The sequence below is a fragment of the Curtobacterium sp. NPDC087080 genome, assembly GCF_044745105.1.
In the GTDB taxonomy this organism is placed as follows: domain Bacteria; phylum Actinomycetota; class Actinomycetes; order Actinomycetales; family Microbacteriaceae; genus Curtobacterium.
On record NZ_JBIUZP010000001.1, the window covers coordinates 825,509 to 842,448 of the forward strand.

Annotated in this window: 21 protein-coding genes; 11 read left to right on the forward strand and 10 right to left on the reverse strand. The window is 71.7% G+C overall.

Going from position 1 to position 16,940, the window contains the following annotated elements; all coding sequences use genetic code 11:
* Window positions 1-83: 83 nt before the first annotated feature.
* A complete protein-coding gene (locus tag ACIPEQ_RS03840) occupies window positions 84-716 on the forward strand; it encodes an FMN-dependent NADH-azoreductase (protein ID WP_402714120.1) in 633 nt (210 codons plus the stop codon).
* 59 nt (window positions 717-775) lie between these two features.
* On the opposite strand, the gene ACIPEQ_RS03845 is transcribed toward ACIPEQ_RS03840, so the two are convergent.
* Window positions 776-1,819 carry an MBL fold metallo-hydrolase gene (locus ACIPEQ_RS03845; protein ID WP_402714121.1) on the reverse strand — a complete coding sequence of 348 codons (1,044 nt, stop codon included), beginning with the start codon at window positions 1,817-1,819 and terminating at the stop codon, window positions 776-778.
* Between the two features lie 87 nt (window positions 1,820-1,906).
* Between ACIPEQ_RS03845 and ACIPEQ_RS03850 the strand changes: the two genes are divergently transcribed.
* Both ACIPEQ_RS03850 and ACIPEQ_RS03855 read left to right on the forward strand, forming a co-directional pair.
* The gene (locus ACIPEQ_RS03850) at window positions 1,907-2,950 is read left to right on the forward strand and encodes an ATP-dependent DNA ligase (RefSeq protein WP_402714122.1); all 1,044 of its coding nucleotides are present in this window, start codon (window positions 1,907-1,909) and stop codon (window positions 2,948-2,950) included.
* 101 nt (window positions 2,951-3,051) lie between these two features.
* Entirely contained in the window at window positions 3,052-3,195 is a 144-nt protein-coding gene (locus tag ACIPEQ_RS03855; protein WP_153257421.1) for a hypothetical protein, read from the forward strand.
* A gap of 53 nt (window positions 3,196-3,248) precedes the next feature.
* Here the strand turns inward: ACIPEQ_RS03855 and ligD are convergent, their stop codons facing one another.
* Window positions 3,249-4,268, reverse strand: coding sequence for a non-homologous end-joining DNA ligase (ligD, locus tag ACIPEQ_RS03860; RefSeq protein WP_402714123.1), 1,020 nt, complete (start codon window positions 4,266-4,268; stop codon window positions 3,249-3,251).
* Between the two features lie 34 nt (window positions 4,269-4,302).
* Window positions 4,303-4,974 (reverse strand): G5 domain-containing protein, encoded by a 672-nt coding sequence (locus ACIPEQ_RS03865; RefSeq protein ID WP_402714124.1) that lies wholly within the window; start codon window positions 4,972-4,974, stop codon window positions 4,303-4,305.
* Window positions 4,975-5,345: 371 nt separating this feature from the next.
* Between ACIPEQ_RS03865 and ACIPEQ_RS03870 the strand changes: the two genes are divergently transcribed.
* From ACIPEQ_RS03870 to ACIPEQ_RS03880, 3 genes are read left to right on the forward strand one after another with little or no spacing between them, the layout of a single operon-like run.
* Window positions 5,346-6,182, forward strand: a complete 837-nt coding sequence (locus tag ACIPEQ_RS03870) for a DUF429 domain-containing protein (protein WP_402714125.1) — start codon at window positions 5,346-5,348, stop codon at window positions 6,180-6,182.
* A gap of 10 nt (window positions 6,183-6,192) precedes the next feature.
* The gene (locus ACIPEQ_RS03875; RefSeq protein ID WP_402714126.1) at window positions 6,193-7,395 is read left to right on the forward strand and encodes a glycosyltransferase; all 1,203 of its coding nucleotides are present in this window, start codon (window positions 6,193-6,195) and stop codon (window positions 7,393-7,395) included.
* Window positions 7,392-8,012, forward strand: a complete 621-nt coding sequence (locus ACIPEQ_RS03880) for a uracil-DNA glycosylase (RefSeq protein WP_402714127.1) — start codon at window positions 7,392-7,394, stop codon at window positions 8,010-8,012. Before ACIPEQ_RS03875 ends, ACIPEQ_RS03880 begins: the two co-directional genes overlap by 4 nt.
* A gap of 33 nt (window positions 8,013-8,045) precedes the next feature.
* Here the strand turns inward: ACIPEQ_RS03880 and ACIPEQ_RS03885 are convergent, their stop codons facing one another.
* Window positions 8,046-8,474: a DUF6892 domain-containing protein gene (locus ACIPEQ_RS03885; protein ID WP_402714128.1), complete on the reverse strand. Its 429-nt coding sequence runs from the start codon at window positions 8,472-8,474 to the stop codon at window positions 8,046-8,048.
* Window positions 8,475-8,597: 123 nt separating this feature from the next.
* Here ACIPEQ_RS03885 and ACIPEQ_RS03890 point away from each other — a divergent pair, with 123 nt between their 5' ends.
* Window positions 8,598-10,109, forward strand: a complete 1,512-nt coding sequence (locus ACIPEQ_RS03890; protein ID WP_402714129.1) for an APC family permease — start codon at window positions 8,598-8,600, stop codon at window positions 10,107-10,109.
* Window positions 10,110-10,397: 288 nt separating this feature from the next.
* Window positions 10,398-11,012 carry a hypothetical protein gene (locus ACIPEQ_RS03895; RefSeq protein WP_402714130.1) on the forward strand — a complete coding sequence of 205 codons (615 nt, stop codon included), beginning with the start codon at window positions 10,398-10,400 and terminating at the stop codon, window positions 11,010-11,012.
* Window positions 11,013-11,014: 2 nt separating this feature from the next.
* On the opposite strand, the gene ACIPEQ_RS03900 is transcribed toward ACIPEQ_RS03895, so the two are convergent.
* The 3 genes from ACIPEQ_RS03900 to ACIPEQ_RS03910 form a co-directional block, all read right to left on the reverse strand.
* The gene (locus tag ACIPEQ_RS03900) at window positions 11,015-11,455 is read right to left on the reverse strand and encodes a hypothetical protein (protein ID WP_126890411.1); all 441 of its coding nucleotides are present in this window, start codon (window positions 11,453-11,455) and stop codon (window positions 11,015-11,017) included.
* A 94-nt stretch (window positions 11,456-11,549) separates the two neighbouring features.
* Window positions 11,550-12,101 carry a DUF6264 family protein gene (locus ACIPEQ_RS03905; RefSeq protein WP_402714131.1) on the reverse strand — a complete coding sequence of 184 codons (552 nt, stop codon included), beginning with the start codon at window positions 12,099-12,101 and terminating at the stop codon, window positions 11,550-11,552.
* The gene (locus tag ACIPEQ_RS03910) at window positions 12,101-12,487 is read right to left on the reverse strand and encodes a hypothetical protein (RefSeq protein WP_209824864.1); all 387 of its coding nucleotides are present in this window, start codon (window positions 12,485-12,487) and stop codon (window positions 12,101-12,103) included. The genes ACIPEQ_RS03905 and ACIPEQ_RS03910 overlap by 1 nt, the downstream gene beginning before the upstream one ends.
* A gap of 113 nt (window positions 12,488-12,600) precedes the next feature.
* Here ACIPEQ_RS03910 and ACIPEQ_RS03915 point away from each other — a divergent pair, with 113 nt between their 5' ends.
* The gene (locus tag ACIPEQ_RS03915; protein ID WP_126890414.1) at window positions 12,601-12,933 is read left to right on the forward strand and encodes a hypothetical protein; all 333 of its coding nucleotides are present in this window, start codon (window positions 12,601-12,603) and stop codon (window positions 12,931-12,933) included.
* 76 nt (window positions 12,934-13,009) lie between these two features.
* Here ACIPEQ_RS03915 and ACIPEQ_RS03920 read toward each other — a convergent pair whose 3' ends face one another.
* Window positions 13,010-13,501, reverse strand: a complete 492-nt coding sequence (locus tag ACIPEQ_RS03920) for a DUF427 domain-containing protein (RefSeq protein WP_402714132.1) — start codon at window positions 13,499-13,501, stop codon at window positions 13,010-13,012.
* Between the two features lie 46 nt (window positions 13,502-13,547).
* Here ACIPEQ_RS03920 and ACIPEQ_RS03925 point away from each other — a divergent pair, with 46 nt between their 5' ends.
* Window positions 13,548-15,008: an amino acid permease gene (locus ACIPEQ_RS03925; RefSeq protein ID WP_402714133.1), complete on the forward strand. Its 1,461-nt coding sequence runs from the start codon at window positions 13,548-13,550 to the stop codon at window positions 15,006-15,008.
* Here ACIPEQ_RS03925 and ACIPEQ_RS03930 read toward each other — a convergent pair.
* Both ACIPEQ_RS03930 and ACIPEQ_RS03935 read right to left on the reverse strand, forming a co-directional pair.
* Window positions 14,956-15,768, reverse strand: coding sequence for a tyrosine-type recombinase/integrase (locus ACIPEQ_RS03930; protein ID WP_402714134.1), 813 nt, complete (start codon window positions 15,766-15,768; stop codon window positions 14,956-14,958). The two genes, ACIPEQ_RS03925 and ACIPEQ_RS03930, sit on opposite strands and share 53 nt — an antisense overlap.
* A 249-nt stretch (window positions 15,769-16,017) precedes the next feature.
* The gene (locus tag ACIPEQ_RS03935) at window positions 16,018-16,482 is read right to left on the reverse strand and encodes a hypothetical protein (protein ID WP_402714218.1); all 465 of its coding nucleotides are present in this window, start codon (window positions 16,480-16,482) and stop codon (window positions 16,018-16,020) included.
* Between ACIPEQ_RS03935 and ACIPEQ_RS03940 the strand changes: the two genes are divergently transcribed.
* On the forward strand, window positions 16,396-16,917 hold the full coding sequence (locus ACIPEQ_RS03940) for a DnaB-like helicase C-terminal domain-containing protein (RefSeq protein ID WP_402714216.1): 522 nt from the start codon (window positions 16,396-16,398) through the stop codon (window positions 16,915-16,917). The two genes, ACIPEQ_RS03935 and ACIPEQ_RS03940, sit on opposite strands and share 87 nt — an antisense overlap.
* The last annotated feature ends 23 nt before the right edge of the window (window positions 16,918-16,940 follow it).

The window sequence follows — 16,940 nt, forward strand, 5'->3', positions numbered from 1 at the left end:
CACGACGGGGCCGTCGGCGTCCGTGCGGACACGACCGGTCGGCTGCCCGGCCGCCGCGGCCCGGCATCGGTAGCGTGGGCTGCATGCCCTCCCTGCTGCACATCGACTCGTCGGCCGACCTCGCCCACTCGCGTTCGCGCGCCCTGACCGCCGCCTTCGCGGACGCCTGGCGCGCCCGCGGTCCCGAGTACACGGTGGTGCGGCGGGACCTCCACGTCGATCAGCTCCCGCACCTGGAGTCGTCCGCACTGCACTGGGCAGCGGCGGACCGCACGGCCGAGGAGACCGTCGCGCCCGAGGCCGAGGCGCTCCGCCAGCAGGTCATCGACGAGCTCCTCGCCGCCGACGCCGTCGTGGTCGGTGCGCCGCTGTACAACTACACGGTGCCGTCGACCCTCAAGGCGTGGATCGACCGCGTCCACGTGCCCGGGGTCCTGGCCGGCGACGTGCAGCCGCTCGCTGGGCGCCCCGTGGTGACCGTGGTCAGCCGTGGGGCGACCTACGACGCGGGCTCCCCGACCGAGACCTGGGACCACGGCTCGCCGGTGCTGCACCTCATCCTCGGCACCGCGCTCGGCATGAAGCTGTACCCGGTGACCGTCAGCGCCACCCTGGCCGACCGGATCCCGGACCTCGCGCCGCTCGCCGAGCACGCGGCGGCCGAGTTCGCCGACGCGCGCACGACGCTCGAACGGCTCGCAGCGACGGTCGCCTGATCCCACTGGTCGCCTGATCCGACGATCGGACAGGCCCCGCCGGTCGGACAGGCCCGTCGTCAGGCTGGTCGGATCTCGTCCGACCGGCCGAGCAGGTCCGCGTGGAAGGCCGTCTGGGTCAGCGCGCTCGCGAGCAGGAACCCCGACATCGAGCCGATCCCGCCGCTGAACGGCACGCGCGACGCGACCTCGAACAGCGTCGGGGACGTCAGCGCGTCGAGCGCACCGGCGACGTGCCGGGAGCGCTCCTCGCGGTGCCGTGCCAGCGTCCGCGCACGCGTCACGACGTCCCGGAAGCGGTACTCGTGCCCCGGGCAGACCTCGAGGTCCGCGTACCCGTCGAGCCGCGCGAGGGAGGCCAGGTAGTCCCCCAGCGGGTTGGTCGCCGTCCGCCCGCCCAGGCCGATGCCCGGGTTGATCCGCGGCAGCACGTGGTCGCCGGTGAAGAGCAGCCCGTCGCCCTCGTCGACGAGGCACAGGTGCCCGGCGGTGTGCCCCGGCGTCGAGAGCGCCCGGACCTCGCGCCCCGCGATCGGCAGCACGTCACCGTCCTCCACGAGCAGGTCCGCGAAGGGCTCCGCCGTCCGCCCGAGCCCGATCCGTCGTCCGCTCCCCCAGGCCGCGACCACGCCGGCGACCAGCTCGTCGGGCAGCCCCCACCGGGCGATGTCGGCGTCGTTCGCCGCGGCGTCCTCGCGCTCCCGACGCAGGGCGTCGACCTCGAGCCGGTGCATCGCGACCCGGGCCCCGCTCGCGTGCCGGAGCGCTGCGGCGGCGCCGAGGTGGTCGGCGTGCAGGTGCGTCACCACGACGAGTCCGACCTGGTCGACGGACCGCCCGACCGCTGCGAGGCCCGCCCGGAGCACCGTGAGGTCGTCGTCCGCCGCCCAGCCGGGATCGACGACGGTGAGCGAGCCGTCGGTCCCCTCGACCACGTAGGACAGGGTCGCGTCCGGGACTCCTCCCCGGAACGGCACCGCGACGGTCCAGACCCCGGGGCGGACCTGCTCGACGGGCGGCAGGGCACCGGCGCGGAGCGCGGCGGCCTGCACGGGGCTGATCGGTTCCGGTGCCGGCGCTGCCGGCGGGGGCACGGTCGTCACGCGACCACCCTAGTGACGGAGCCGACCGACCACGGCGAGCCGCGCCTCCCGTCCGTCCACCGGAGCACCCGCGAGTAGACAGGCACCATGGAGATCGCACCGATGCTCGCCAAGGCCGTCGCCACCGTGCCCGACCCGGACAGCGTCCGCGGCGGCCTGCGGTACGAGCCGAAGTGGGACGGCTTCCGAGGGATCGTGACCGTCCACGGCGACGACGTCACCATCGGCAGCCGCGGTGCCAAGCCGCTGACGCGGTACTTCCCGGAGCTCGTCGAGGCGTTCCGCGCGCAGTTCGGCGGGCGCGACCACCCGGTCGTGCTCGACGGCGAGGTGGTGCTGCGGAGCGGCGAGCCGGGCGCGGAGCACCTCGACTGGGAGGCCCTGTCGCAGCGCATCCACCCCGCAGAGTCACGCATCCGGAAGCTCAGTGTCGAGACCCCCGCACAGTTCGTCGCGTTCGACCTGCTCGCGGTCGACGGGGCGGAACTGGTGGACCTGCCGTTCGACGAGCGGCGCGAGCGGCTCGAGGCCCTCGCGGACGGCATGACCGACCCGCTGTTCGTCACCCGCACCACGCTCGACGTCGACCTCGCCCGCGAGTGGCTCACCACGTTCGAGGGCGCCGGTCTCGACGGCGTCGTCGCGAAGCCGCGGGCGAAGGCGTACGAGCCGAACAAGCGCACGATGCTCAAGGTGAAGCACCACCGGACCGCCGACGTCGTCGCGATCGGGTACCGCGTGCACAAGAGCGGCAGCGGCGTCGGCTCGCTGCTCGTCGGGCTGTACGACGAGGACGGCGACCTCCGCCAGGTCGGCGGCGTCTCCGCCTTCACCGACCGTCGGCGTCAGCAGTTGGTCGAGGAACTCGAGCCCGTCGTGCTCCGCGACGCGGACGGGAGGCCCGTCACCGGTGACGGGGAACGGTCGCGGTTCTCGTCGGGTCGCGACACCTCCTTCGTCCGGCTCGAGCCGTCGCGCGTGCTCGAGGTGCGGTACGACCAGATGGAGGGCGACCGGTTCCGGCACACGGTGCAGTTCGAGCGCTGGCGACCGGACCGTGACGCCCGGTCATGCGGGTTCGAGCAGCTCGATGTCCCATCTGCGTACGACCTGCGTGCCGTGCTGTCCTAGCGCTTGCACCGGCCGTCGCGCGTCAATATGCTCGCAGTAGTTAGGCTAACTAGTGACTTCCGGACGGGGATCCGGGAGCACGCAGCAGACGGGAGCGGGACATGATCATCGACGGCATCAGCGACGCCAACCGAGGCACCTGGTCCCGCCTGACGCGCCTGCACACGGCGAGCGTCACGCTGCCGATGCACACCAGCCGGGTCGCGAAGCCCGAGCACCGCGCCGAGGACGTGGCCGCGGCCTGAGCCGAGGACGTGGCCGCGGCCGCGGCCTGAGCCGACGGGGGCTGCCCAGCCCCTCAGGCCTTCTTCGCCCGGGACGGCTGCACGCGCGGCGGCTCCCCCGGCATCTTCGGGAAGTCCGGTGGGAACGGCAGCTCGCCGAGGCCGTCCGCCAGGTCACGCTCCCACCAGCCGAGGAGCGGCGCGATGTCGCCCGGTTCCTCGTGCATGGTCTCCCACGGGTCCCCGACGCTCCGCAGCCGTTCCTGCACGGTGAGCACCGTCAGGGTCGTCGGGTCCACGCTGTCGAGCTCGTCCCAGCTGACGGGCGTCGAGACGCTCGCGTGCGCCAGGGCTCGTGGGCTGTAGGCACCGGCCATGGTGCGGTCGCGGTTCGCCTGGTTGAAGTCGACGAACACGCGCTGCCCACGCTCCTCCTTCCACCACGCCGTCGTGACCCGGTCGGGCATCCGCCGCTCGAGCTCCCGCGCCGCCGCGATAACCGCGTGCCGGACGTCGAGGAACTCGTGCTCGGGCCGGATCGGTGCGAACACGTGCAGGCCGCGGTTGCCGCTGGTCTTGATCCATGCCGTCAGCCCCACCTCTTCGAGCACTCTCCGGAGTTCGTGCGCGACCGGCACGGTGTCGTGGAAGTCGGTCCCCGGCTGCGGGTCGAGGTCGATGCGGAGCTGGTCCGGGTGGTCGGAGTCCTCGGCGCGTGACGCCCACGGGTGGAACACGACGGTGTTCATCTGCGCTGCCCAGACCGCGACCGCCGGCTCGTCGATCACCAGCTGCGGGTGCGAGCGGGCGCTCGGGTAGGTCACGACGACGTCGCGCACGTACTCGGGGGCGCCCTTCGGCGGGTTCTTCGAGAAGAACGACTCGCCGTCGATGCCCGACCCGAAGCGCTGCAGCGAGATCGGCCGGTCGCCGTTCGCCCGGACGAAGGGCTGTCCGACCGCGACGAGGTACTCGACGAGGTCGAGCTTCGTGATGCCGACCTCGGGGAAGAGCACGCGGGACGGACTGCTGATCCGGACCTCCCGGTCGCCGTCCGGGCCCGGGACCGTCAGCGTCGTCGCCTCGCTCGCCATGCAGCGGACCGTACACGGGCGGACCAGCGTCGGGTCACATGGTGTTCCAGTGCAGGTGGCCGTTGGCGTCGGGCCCCTTGCCTCCGCACTGGTACGAGCGACCGTTGGCCGCCTGTGCGACTGCGCCGCTCTGCGCGTCGGAGCAGAACGCCCCCGGGGTGATCGTGCCCTGGGCCGGGGCCTGCTGCACGGGCGCGGGAGCGGCCGGAGCCTGTTGGACCGGTGCCGGAGCAGGCGCTACCGGAGCAGGAGCGACGTACGAACCGATGGCCGTCACTTCGGCGACCGGAGCACGGGTCACTTCCTTGCTCACCTCGACACGGTCGGTCTCCACGCCGTCGGTCGTGGTCACGCGCCAGGTCGTCGTCTCGACGCCGTCGACCCCGGCCGTCGTGACCTTCGACTGTCCCTTCGGCAGCGCAGGGTCGTCGACCGAGGTCCGTTCGAACGGGATCGCGGCGTCCTCGGTCTCCTCCGAGACGGCGACGACGGGCGTGGGAGTCGGCGTCGGCGTCGGAGTGCGAGTGGCCTCGGGGCGTGCGGTCTCGGCGGCCGCCACGGCCGTCACGGGCCGTGCGTCGGCGGCGTTCGACGCGACTGCCCCGACGAGGGCTCCGGCCGACCCCACTCCCCCGAGCCAGATCGTCGCTGCGACCGCCACGACGATCGTCGCCTTGGTCTTCGTCCTCAGTGCTGCCCACCGCATGCCATCTGCCCCTTCCGGCCGGTCGGAGTAGATGGTGACGACACCTCAGCGTCACCGCGAGTCCCCCGAACGGGGCTCCGCGCCCATCGGATGAACCCTCGGCGGTGCCGGACGCCCGTCCGCCCGCTCCCGCTCCCACTCCCACTCCCGCTCGCGCTCCCGCTCCCGCCGAGCGGGCCAAATCTGTCACGCTCACCGCCTGCGGCCGACGGATTCCACCCGCTCGGCGCACCTCGGGCGGCATGTCGTGCCCGCTCGGTGCACCACGGGCGGCATGTCCTGCCCGCTCGGCAACGGCTGCTCCGCGTCGGCCGGGCCGCTCGGCGACGGGTGTGGAGCGTCGACCGAGCGACAGCGGGCACGATGGACCGGTGACGGCGTACCTCGGGGTGGACCTGGCGTGGGGACTCGGCAGCGACCGGAAGCCCGCGAACGAGACCGGCCTCGTCGCGATGGCCGACGACGGCACGATCACCGACGCGGGGTGGGCCCGCGGGGTCGACGCCGTGACGGACTGGATCGCGGAGCACCTCGGCCCGCGGACCCTGGTCGCCGTCGACGCCTCGCTCGTGGTGACGAACCCGACCGGCATCCGCGAGGCCGAGCGGCAGGTCGGGCAGCGGTACGGCCGGTGGAAGGTCGCGGCGAACCCGACGAACCTGGCCTCGGCGGCGAGCGCCGGCGCCCGGCTGCTCGACCGGCTGACGGCGCTCGGCATCGGCTACGTCAGTGACACCGCCGCGATGCGCGAGCGCACCGGGCCGGCGGCCTTCGAGTGCTACCCGTACACGACGCTCGTGGGTGTCGAGGAGCTCGGTTACGACGACGAGCGTCCGCGGTACAAGCGCCTCGACCTGACGGTGCCGGCAGCGGTCGCCCGGCAGCGGCGTGCCGAGGCGTTCGACGAGCTCGTGCACCGGCTGCGCACGACCCCGCTCGACCCGCCGCTGCTGCTCGACTCGCATCCGCTGACGGCCGGGCTCGCCGAGCCCTCGGTGCTGCACGGGCCGACGCACAAGCACCGGGAGGACCTGCTCGACGGTGGCCTCTGCGCCTGGACCGCCGCGTTCTGGGAGCGGCACGGCGACGGACGGGTGCAGGTGCTGGGAGGTGATCCGGGCCTCCCGTCCGACCCGCCGGACGAGGCGGGCCGCCGGCCCGTCGTGGTGGCGCCCGCTCGTGGGTCCCAGCGGCGGCCGCGCGGCTAGGCTCGACGCCGTGAGCACCACGACCGAACCCCTGCGCATCGGGCTGGTGTCGCTGCACACCTCCCCCGGCGACGAGCCCGGATCCGGCGAGGTCGGCGGCATGAACGTCGTCGTCCGGCACCAGGCCGAGGCCCTGGCCGACCGCGGTCACCTGGTCGAGATCATCACGCGGCGGTCCGCGCCGACGCAGCCGGACAGCGTGTCGCTGGTGCCGGGCGTGTGCCTGCGGTTCCTGTCCGCCGGCCCCGCCGAGCCGGTGCCCAAGGGCGAGCACGACGCGTTCATCGAGCCGTTCCGGGCGGGCCTCGAGGAGCTCGGCCCGTACGACGTGCTGCACTCGCACCACTGGTTCTCCGGCGTCGCAGCATTGCCCGTCGCCCGCGAGCGGGGCATCCCGCACGTGCAGTCCTTCCACTCCATCGCGGCCGGGTCGGACACCCCGCTGTCCGAGGGCGAGCGCCCCGAGTCCGCCGGCCGTCCCGCCGGCGAGCAGATGCTCGCACGCGAGTCCGACGCCGTGGTCGTCGTGTCCTCGGCCGAGGCGTCGACCGTCCGCACCCGCCTGGGCGGCGACGAGTCGCGCACCTGGATCGTGCCGCCGGGCGTCGACGGGTCCGTCTTCCGCCCCGCGGGTGCGGGTGCGCGCCGCGCGGAGACCCCGTACGTCGTCGCGGCCGCGCGCGTGCAACCGCTCAAGGGGCTCGACCTGGCGATCGAGGCGGTCGCCGGCATCGGCCGGGAGGCCCGCCCCACCCTCGTCATCGCGGGCGACGCCTCGAGCGAGGCGGGCGACTACGTGGACGAACTGCGTCGGCTCGCCGCCGCGCACGGCATCGCCGACCGCGTCACGTTCGTCGGCCCGCAGTCGCGTGCCGACCTGGCCTTCCTGTTCCGCGGCGCGGCGGCCGTGCTCGTGCCGTCGCACTCGGAGACGTACGGCCTCGTCGCGCTCGAGGGTTCCGCTTCCGGGGTGCCCGTCGTCGCCGCAGCAGCCGGTGGACTGCGGGAGGCCGTGGTCGACGGGGAGACCGGGGTCGTGTTGGAGTCGCGGGACCCGGGCGACTGGGCCGCCGAGATCGAGCGGATCCTGACCGACGCCGCGTACGCCGCCGGGCTCGCTGCCGCAGGGCGCGAGCACGCCGAGCGCTTGAGCTGGGAGCGGTCGGCCGCCGGACTCGAGGACGTCTACCGCCGGGTGCTCGGACGCTCGTGACGGGCCTCGGGGCGTTCTGGGCCGCACTCGACGCCGTCCCGGTGGCCGACGACGCCGAGGCGCTCTACTCGACGGACTCGGCGGAGGGCCGGCTCCGACGGGCGAACCTGTCGGCCTACCTGTCCCACGTCGGGGCCGCTGCCGACACCGTGCTCGTCGCCGAGGCCCCCGGGTGGCGCGGCATGACGAACACGGGCATCCCCTTCACGAGCATGCGGGAGCTCGACTCGCTCGGGTTCGACGTCCTCGTACCGCCGGCACCGACGGCACCGTGGGAGGCCTCGTCGCGGGTCGTGCACGCTGCGCTGCAGGACTGGTCAGGGCCGCTCCCCCTGGCGTGGGCGATCTTCCCGCACCACCCGTTCGTCGCGCCCGACCGACTGACGAACCGGACGCCGCGACCGGCGGAGGTGCGCGCAGGAGCACCGGTCGCGCTCGCGCTGCTCGAGGCACTCCGGACGGCTCGCGGTGCCGGACAGCCGGTGCGGGTGGTCGCGGTCGGGCGGAAGGCGCAGGGAGCACTCGCGCTGGCGGGCATCGACGCCGTGGCGGTGCGGCACCCGGCGCAGGGCGGCGCAGCGCAGTTCACCGAGCAGGTGCGGGCGCTGCAGCGGTAGCGCGGGCTGCGCTGTGCCCGGCGCCGAGCAGGGTCAGGCGGAGCGGACCTCGACGCCCTTCGCAGCGAGGCGCTCGGTCACGTGCGCGGGCAGCGGCGCGGCGGCGTACACGGTCGTCAGCGCCGGGAGGTCGAGCACGTCGTCCCAGTTCTGCGGGTCGTACCGGTCGTCGGAGCCGTCCCAGCCGGGGTGGACGTCCTGCAGGACCTCGAGGTCGGAGTCGACGGTGAGCTCCGTCACCAGCGCCAGGTGTGACGGCAGCAGGTCGAGGTCGTCGTAGTACTCGCGGGCGCGGTCGTCCTGGCCCTCGACGTCGAGGTCCTCACCGCTGTCCTCGTCCTCGTCACCGTCGTAGGGCTCGAGGACGCCGAGGTCGTAGCAGAGGACGTCGAGCACGAGCAGCTTGGCGTTGAAGTCGGCGAACTCGACGGGTTCTTCGGTGGTGTCGGAATCGTCGTGCATGTCCCGGAGCGTAGCGACCGGCGCCCGTGAGCGGCCGCGTGATCAGGAGACGGGCGTGTTGCAGGCAGCGGCAATCTTCCTGTGAGAGTAGACAGAGTGCCATCCCTCGGGAAAGGCTGACGTATGACCACCACCAAGTCGGACGCGACGCAGCAGGAGCAGCCCACGCTCAAGCGCGTCATCGGGCCCAAGCTGCTGCTGCTCTTCATCGTCGGGGACATCCTCGGCACCGGTGTCTACGCACTCACCGGTCAGGTCGCCGCGGAGGTCGGCGGCGCGGCGTGGCTCCCCTTCCTCATCGCGTTCGCGGTCGCGCTGCTGACGGCGTTCTCGTACCTGGAGCTCGTGACGAAGTACCCGCAGACGGCGGGCGCCGCCCTCTACGTCCACAAGGCGTTCGGGATCCACTTCGTCACCTTCATCGTCACGTTCATCGTGATGTGCTCGGGCATCACGTCAGCGAGCACGGCCTCACGGGCGTTCGCGGCGAACCTCGGCGCGGGCTTCGGCCTCGAACTGCCGAACGGCGTCGTGATGCTCATCGCGATGGGCTTCATGCTCGCGGTGATGGCGGTCAACTTCCGCGGCGTCAGCGAGAGCGTGAAGACGAACGTCGTGCTCACCCTCGTGGAGCTGTCCGGTCTGGTGATGGTGATCCTCATCGGCTTCTGGGCGATCGCGGGTGGCAACGCGGACTTCTCGCGCGTGGTGATGTTCGACACCCCCGAGGACAAGTCCCTGCTGCTGTCGGTGTCCACCGCGACGTCGTTGGCGTTCTTCGCGATGGTCGGCTTCGAGGACTCGGTGAACATGGCCGAGGAGACGAAGGACCCGTCGCGGATCTTCCCGAAGGTGATGCTCACCGGCCTCGGCATCACGGCGGTCATCTACGTGCTCGTGTCCATCTGCGCCGTCGCCGTGGTTCCGATCGGTGAGCTCGCGGGCAACGAGACACCGCTCGTCACGGTCGTGCAGACCGCGGCACCGGACTTCCCGATCGCCGACCTGCTGCCGTTCATCTCGATGTTCGCGGTGGCGAACACGGCGCTGATCAACATGATGATGGCGTCCCGACTGCTCTACGGCATGAGCAAGCAGGGCGTGCTGCCCGGGTTCCTGTCGCGGGTGTCGCCGGCCCGCCGCACCCCGTCGACGGCCATCGTCTTCACCACCGTCATCTCGCTGCTGCTCATCGGCTGGGTGTCGCTCGACCCCGACTCCCCCATCGTCGTGGTCCTCGGCGGCACCACCTCGCTGCTCCTGCTCTCGGTCTTCACGGTCGTGAACCTCTCGGTGCTGGTGCTCCGTCGCGACCGCGTCGGCCACAAGCACTTCCGGGCCGGTGTCGTGATCCCCGTGATCGGTGTCGTGACCTGCCTGTGGCTGGTGCTGCCGTTCTCCTCGGGCCGGGACCCGCAGCAGTACCAGATCGCCGGAGCCCTGCTCGGCCTCGGCGTCCTGCTCTGGCTCCTCACCTGGTTCACGCACGGTCGGAAGCAGACCGAGAAGGCACCGACCGGCCTCGTCACCGAGCCCACCGCGGTGGTCCGCCCGGGCACGGGTCACCGGCACCACGAGGACGGCGACCACGCCGAGCGCACCGACGGGCGGCGTGACGACGGTCGCGACGGCTGATGGAAGCGAGCGAGATCATCCTGGCGGTGTCCGTCGGGGTGATCGCCCTCGTCTCGCTGTCGGCCGCTTTCCGCTCCGGGCGACGGCGAGACTGAGGTCCCGAGGCCGGGGCCGATCCGCGGACAGTGAGCGGCAGGCCGAGTGAGCGGCGGGCGGCGGGCCGGGTCCTCGGCTGCCGACACCCCCGATCGGGCGGCTGCGGTTCCCAGCCGACGCCCGTACGCTCGTCGTGCTCTGCACCCGACCGTCCGGCCCCCGCGACGGACCACCCGCCCGGAAGGACCCGCCATGCGCCGCGCCGGCATCACCATCGCCTCGGTGTTCGGGGCAGGGGTGGTCGCAGCCGTCATCGGTGTGGTGGTCGTCGTCATCATCGCGGTGCACTCGCTGACCGGTGCAGCCAGGTCCGTCACCGCCGAACCAGCATGCCCGGACGTCCCCTCGCGCACCGTCGGCGGCATCGTCGTGCCCGCTGGACCGATCGCCGGCTTCTGCCAGGACCGTCTGGTGAACGCGGCGTACGTGATCGAGGCCGCCCAGGCGCTCGGCATCGGCCCACACACCCAGGCCGTCGGCGTGATGACCGCGATCGGCGAGTCGAGCCTGGTGAACCTCGACCACGGGGACGCCGCCGGGCCGGACAGCCGCGGGCTCTTCCAGCAGCGCGACAACGGCGCCTGGGGCACCTACGAGCAGCGGATGGACCCGTACACGGCCGCGACGATGTTCTTCACGAAGCTCGTCAAGACGCCGGGGTGGAAGACGATGACCCCGACCCAGATGGCGCACGCGGTGCAGATCAACGCGGACCCGGACCACTACGCGAAGTCCTGGCCGGAGGCGAAGGCCGTCGTCGAGGGGCTGACCGGTCAGACCGTGCCGGACACCGCCCCGCAGGGCTGACGTCACCGCAGCACCGGCCCGAGTTCCTCGGCGTCGTGGAGCTCGACCATCGACGCTCCCGTGGCGTTCACGACGACCTGCCCCCGGAGGCGCACCGCCCGCTCGGCGAAGGCGCACGCGCAGGCGTCGATCCACTCCCAGTCGACCGGGAACAGCTGGGTCTCGCCCGGCCGTTCCCATGCGAGCACGACCTCGGCCGCGGAGTTGTCGACGCAGACCTCGGCGACGAGCGTGGCGAAGTCCTCGACATGCTCGTCCGGCTGCAGCGGCAGGTCGGACACGGGGAGCAGGAACGGCACCGGGATCGCCCGTTCGTCGAGGAAGAGCACCCAGCACTGCCTCCGGATCGGGCGTCCGACGACCCCGGAGACGAGGGCGACGACGTCGGCGTCGGTCCGCGCGGACGTGGTGAACAGCTGGTCGAGCACATCGGTTCCTGACATGCCCCGAGCCTGCGGGACGACCCCGGCAGCGAGCAGCGCCGAGCAACGATCTGTGGACGCCGTCGCCGAAGTCGCCCACTGTGCAGGAGGACGGTCAGAACCCGTGCTGGACCGCGGCGTCGACGAGCAGCAGCGCGGCGAAGAAGACGACGACCATCGCCGCGATCCCGACGAGTGCCAGGGGCCAGGCGAGCCGTCGACGGACGAGTCGCAGCACGCACCCGACCACCGTCCCGACGAACACGAGCGCGACGATGACCGGTCCGACGGTCACGACCCCGGTGCCGAGGCCGGCGTCGCACGTGGTGCCGGGAGCGGCGCACGAGTGGAACGCCATCGACAGGAAGACGATGCCGCCGCCGGCGGCCACCGCCTCGACGGCGAGCAGGGCGAGCAGCAGCACCGTCGCCACCACGTCGACGACGTGACGGGGCGTGCGGGCGGCGCCCCGAGCCTCCCGGCCGGACGACGCCGATGACGCAGACGGAGCCGACGACGCAGACGGGGCCAGCGACGCAGATCCAGCCGGAGCCGCCGACCCAGCCGACGCAGACGCACCCAGCGACGCCACCGCCGCGTCCGACCCGGCCACGTCGACGGGCCCGGACGACACGTCCGGGTCCTGCGACGCAGCCGGGGTGGACATCAGCGCCCCGTACCGGACCCGCGCGTCGACCAGAGCGCCGCCCAGATGAGCAGCGGCTGCCCGAACAGGCGGGCGACCCGCTTCTCGTCCGAGTCGAGCCCGAACGCATCGCGCCGGTTCACCCACTGCGACAGGTTGCCGGGGAAGATCACCGTGAAGAACAGCGCCGCGATCGTGCCGACGGTCTTCCGGCGGCTGCGCGGCGTGAACAGGAGCGCGCTGCCGAGCCCGATCTCCGCCACGCCCGAGGCCAGCACCGTCGTGTCCGTGTCGAGCGGCACGAAGTCCGGCACCTGGGCGCGGAAGTCACGGCGGGCGAAGGTGAGGTGGCTGGTGCCGGCGAAGACGAGCGCGGCACCGAGGAGGACACGGACGAAGGAACGCATGCCCCCATCGTGCTCGCTCCCAGGAGAACCGTCCGGCGCGTCGGACGGCAGCGCGCAACGCGGCGGTCGGGGCATGCTGGCACCCTGACCGCCACGTCGGTAGGTTCAGACCCATGGCAGCCGTCGCTCGCGACCACGAACCGCCCGCCGTCCTCGCGACCGTCGCCGTGCTGCTCGCTCCCCTCTCGCTCTGGATGGGCATCATCGTGCCTGCCGCCGACATGGTGCGGCACGTGCTCCTCGAGGCCGTGTTCGGGATCGTCTGCGTGCTCTGCGGCCTCCGCGCGGTGCGGCTCGCCGGTCGCCGGCGTGCGGTGCGCGTGTGGGCGTGGATCGGGCTGGTGCTCGGTGCGCTCGGCCTGGTGATGATGACCTGGCAGCTGCTCGCCTTCGCGACGGACGGCGGCTTCCCGCCGCCGTTCTGGTCGCCCTACGCGCGTCGCTGACGGCGGGCGGGCAGCACCGGTCGACGGTCTGGAGGCGCGGCGGACGTCCACCCCGACGGTCCGGCTGGACGGTCGGTCACCAGCCGAGGGTGCCCGGCCCGCCCTTGAACGGTCCGACCACCCGCGAGGTGATCCACCCGCCGTAGAAGTCGCCCTCCTGCGCCTGCACGACCTCGCCGCCGACCTCGCAGGAGTCCACCGCCGACGGGTAGATCGCGATCCGGTCGCGCAGGTCCTCGTACCCCGGCTCCGGCGTGGGGTAGTTCCAGGCCGCCCGCGGCGCGACGACCCCGTCCCCGCCGACCACGTCGAAGTAGCGTGCACGCCCCTTGAACTCGCACATGCTCGACCCTTGCGCCGGGCGCAGCTCGACCCCCGCCATCGGCAGGTAGTAGACCGGCGGGTGCGAGGTCTCGAGCACCCGCACCGCATCGGTCGTGTCGACCACGACCGCACCCCCGAGCCGCACCACGACCCGTTCCGGGACGGCCTCGACGGCGGGAGGACGCGGGTAGTCCCAGACGGACTCCTGACCGGGACCGGGTTCGACACGAGCTGCACGACGCATGCTGCCGGGTCTACCACCACCACCGCAGAAGGAGCAGAGTGGGCGCGTGACGACGACGACACAGGGGATCTTCCGGCGCAAGCCCATCGAGACCATCGACGACGGACCCGAGGGCGAGGGCGGCCTGAAACGGCACCTCGGCCTGTGGCAGCTGACGGCCATCGGCATCGGCGGCATCATCGGCGCGGGCATCTTCACGCTCGCCGGCACCGTCGCGAACGGCGTCGCCGGGCCCGCCGTCCTCATCAGCTTCCTCATCGCCGGGGTCGCGAGCGCGGCAGCCGCACTCTCGTACGCGGAGTTCGCCGGACTCATCCCCAAGGCCGGCAGCGCCTACACCTACGGGTACGCCGTGCTCGGCGAGGTCGTCGGGTGGTTCATCGGCTGGGACCTGCTGCTCGAGTACACGGCCATCGTCGCCGTCGTCGCGATCGGCATCTCCGGCTACGTCGGGTTCCTGGTCGGGCAGTTCGGCATCGACCTGCCCGCGTGGATGCTCGGCGCGCCCGGGACCGGTGACGGGCACGTCGTCGACGTGTTCGCGATCCTGCTCTGCCTGCTCACCGCCTTCGTGCTGACCCGGGGGATCCGGAGCGCCGCCCGCTTCGAGCTCGTCGCCGTCGCGATCAAGGTCGGGCTCGTCGTGCTCATCGTCGTGCTCGGCGTGTTCCACATCAACAGCGCGAACTACTCGCCGTACTTCCCGTTCGGCTTCGGCGGGGTGATGACCGGCGCTGCGACCGTGTTCTTCGCCGTGTTCGGCTACGACGCGATGTCCACCGCCGCCGAGGAGTCCACCGACGCCCGGAAGCACATGCCGAAGGCGATCCTGCTGTCCCTCGGCATCGCGATGGTCCTCTACGTCCTGGCGACCCTGGTGCTCACCGGCATGCAGAAGTACACCGACATCGACCCGGCCTCGGGGTTCTCGTCGGCGTTCGCGTCGGTCGGGCTCGGCGGGGTCGCGAACGTCATCGCCATCGGTGCCATCGTCGGCATCGTGACGGTGCTCGTGACGTTCATGCTCGGTGCCTCACGCGTCTGGTTCTCCATGAGCCGCGACGGGCTCATGCCGAAGTGGTTCGCGAAGACCGACCCGAAGCGGCACGTGCCGACCCGGGTCACCTGGATCCTGGGCATCGCGTCGGCGGTGCTCGCGGGGGTGCTGCCGATCGGCGTCGTCGCGGAGCTGACGAACATCGGGATCCTGCTCGCGTTCGTCGTGGTCTGCTCGGCGGTGATCGTGCTGCGCTACCGGCAGCCCGACCTCGACCGGCAGTTCAAGCTGCCCTTCATGCCCGTCGTGCCGATCATCGGTGTCGTGGCATCGCTGTGGCTCGTGACGTTCCTGCAGTGGGAGACGTGGGTGCGGTTCGCGATCTGGTTCGCGATCGGACTCGGGGTGTACTTCGGGTACTCGCGGAAGCACAGTGCCCTCGCGGATCGCGGGGCCTCTACGCCTGTTCAGTCCGCAGACGGTCCGCAGAATCCTCCGGTGAGTTCATGAGTGTCGCCGCTGCGGCGCGAGTGCGGTCCGCAGCGTCGGGCCACAGGTGTGCGTAAACCTTGAGCGTGATCGACGGCGAGCTGTGCCCCATTGCCTTCGCGACAGCGACCGGGTCGAGGCCCGCGCGGATGAGTCCTGACGCGTCGTGATGCCGTAGGTCATGCGGGGTGACGCCAGCCACACCGGCAGAGCGACACGCGTTGACGAAGTAGTGCCGCAGCGCCGTGGGCGACGGCGGGCTACCGGACAGCCAGCGCGCGTCGCCGTACACTCCGATGGTCTCGACGTGCCGGGAGAGGCGCAGCAGGAGCTCGTCCGGCACGGGCACGACTCGCTCCGAGCCGTGCTTCGGCGGCAGGATGTCGAGGCGTCCCACTCGGTTCTGGATCTGCCGCTGCACGTGGATGCTCCGTGATGGAAGGAAGTCAACATCGTCGAGCTGCAGACCAGCAGCTTCCCCGATGCTGAGGCTGGCGAACGCCATGACGTCAACGAGCGCCCGGTACGACGGGACAAGGTGTTCGCGGATCAAGCGCACCTCGGCGGACGTAGGCACTCGCATGGCGTGCTCGGTCTTACGGATCGCCGGGAGCTTCACACCATCGAGGAGATCCTTCACCAGACGACGATCGAGCATCGCCGCGCGTAGCGCGATCCGCACGAACGCGACTCGGGTCTTCACGGTTGACGGCGCGAGCGTGCTCGCGAGGGCCTTCACGTACCCCTCCCCGTGCGAGCGCCGCAGCTTGCCGAATGGCACCGCGGCAAACGTGCACCCGGCGATCGCTCGGTCAGCTACCCGACGTGTTCCCTCGGCCCACAGCTGGTGCTCGACCCAGTCGGCGTAGAACTCCGCGAGAGTCCCCCGCTGCGCGGCTGGTGCAACGTACGAGCCCGTCAGTCGAGAGGAGGCAACCTCGTCCAACCAGGCCTGCCGTCGCGCTTCAGCTTGAAGTGGCGGGCGTGCTCTTTCCCGTCATCATCGCGGTATCGAGCTCGCCAGCTTCCGTTACTGCGCTGCCGAATGCTCGCCATCGGCATACTCCTTTGCGATCGTGGCGTTGTACTCCTGTAGCCACTCACCGTCCGCGGCTGCTAATCGGCCCAGCGGCGAGCCGTCCTCGCGTCGATGCTCGCGATGCTGCTGCACGAGGTCCTCGACTGAGGTGGACAGCCAACCACCGACGTTGTGGTGCCTGTTGGTGACCTCCTCCGGCAGCTTCTTCTCCTGGAACGCGAGGTCGAAGCGGGCTTCCTCGAACCGCGTCAGCGCAGCGTCAATCACCTGCGCGGCCTGGCTGCACTCGCGCATCGCGGCCTCGATGTCCGCTGCGCCATCATCGGCAGCAAAGTTGAAGAAGGGTCGCCCCATGGCTTGCGCGGCTACTTGAGCTTCACCGACGCGCAGGGGACGTTCGGCCCTCTCGATGGTCCAAACGGTCGCCTGGAACCAACGAAATCCGCACTGCCGCATCAGGTCGGCGACTTCCTTCTGCGACAGGTCACCCCGCAGGCGTGCGAAGTTCTTCCCGATCTGGACGTCGTCAACACTATGGAGGGCCCAGTGGGCAGCAACCGGCGGGAGGTCGTCGCCGGCTTCTCCCGCGGGCTCAAGATCCTCGCCCGCAACCTGCAGGTCCCCGTCATCGCGCTGTCGCAGCTGAACCGCAACAGCGAGTCGACCGTGTCCGGACGGCCGAAGCTCTCCGACCTTCGCGAGTCCGGCGCGATCGAGCAGGACGCCGACCTTGTCGTCCTCCTCCACCGAGAGAAGGACCCGCAGACACAGAAGCTCGACGAGTACTCGATCTACTTCGACGTCGCGAAGAACCGCCACGGCGAGACCGACGTCGTCCGCCTCGACTGGAACGGCGGCCAGTCCACCATCACCGACGGCCAGCGCTACTGACCACCCACCGCGGCGAGCGCCGA

What these genes read in the sequence shown, in the direction of transcription:
- ligD (WP_402714123.1), bottom strand. Translation starts at nt 4,268, where the DNA reads ATGGCGAGCGAGGCGACGACGCTGACGGTCCCGGGCCCGGACGGCGAC.
- ACIPEQ_RS03855 (WP_153257421.1), top strand. Translation starts at nt 3,052, where the DNA reads ATGATCATCGACGGCATCAGCGACGCCAACCGAGGCACCTGGTCCCGC.
- ACIPEQ_RS03840 (WP_402714120.1), top strand. Translation starts at nt 84, where the DNA reads ATGCCCTCCCTGCTGCACATCGACTCGTCGGCCGACCTCGCCCACTCG.
- ACIPEQ_RS03910 (WP_209824864.1), bottom strand. Translation starts at nt 12,487, where the DNA reads ATGCGTTCCTTCGTCCGTGTCCTCCTCGGTGCCGCGCTCGTCTTCGCC.
- ACIPEQ_RS03890 (WP_402714129.1), top strand. Translation starts at nt 8,598, where the DNA reads ATGACCACCACCAAGTCGGACGCGACGCAGCAGGAGCAGCCCACGCTC.
- ACIPEQ_RS03850 (WP_402714122.1), top strand. Translation starts at nt 1,907, where the DNA reads ATGGAGATCGCACCGATGCTCGCCAAGGCCGTCGCCACCGTGCCCGAC.
- ACIPEQ_RS03905 (WP_402714131.1), bottom strand. Translation starts at nt 12,101, where the DNA reads ATGTCCACCCCGGCTGCGTCGCAGGACCCGGACGTGTCGTCCGGGCCC.
- ACIPEQ_RS03915 (WP_126890414.1), top strand. Translation starts at nt 12,601, where the DNA reads ATGGCAGCCGTCGCTCGCGACCACGAACCGCCCGCCGTCCTCGCGACC.
- ACIPEQ_RS03895 (WP_402714130.1), top strand. Translation starts at nt 10,398, where the DNA reads ATGCGCCGCGCCGGCATCACCATCGCCTCGGTGTTCGGGGCAGGGGTG.
- ACIPEQ_RS03920 (WP_402714132.1), bottom strand. Translation starts at nt 13,501, where the DNA reads ATGCGTCGTGCAGCTCGTGTCGAACCCGGTCCCGGTCAGGAGTCCGTC.
- ACIPEQ_RS03885 (WP_402714128.1), bottom strand. Translation starts at nt 8,474, where the DNA reads ATGCACGACGATTCCGACACCACCGAAGAACCCGTCGAGTTCGCCGAC.
- ACIPEQ_RS03900 (WP_126890411.1), bottom strand. Translation starts at nt 11,455, where the DNA reads ATGTCAGGAACCGATGTGCTCGACCAGCTGTTCACCACGTCCGCGCGG.
- ACIPEQ_RS03865 (WP_402714124.1), bottom strand. Translation starts at nt 4,974, where the DNA reads ATGCGGTGGGCAGCACTGAGGACGAAGACCAAGGCGACGATCGTCGTG.
- ACIPEQ_RS03935 (WP_402714218.1), bottom strand. Translation starts at nt 16,482, where the DNA reads ATGCGGCAGTGCGGATTTCGTTGGTTCCAGGCGACCGTTTGGACCATC.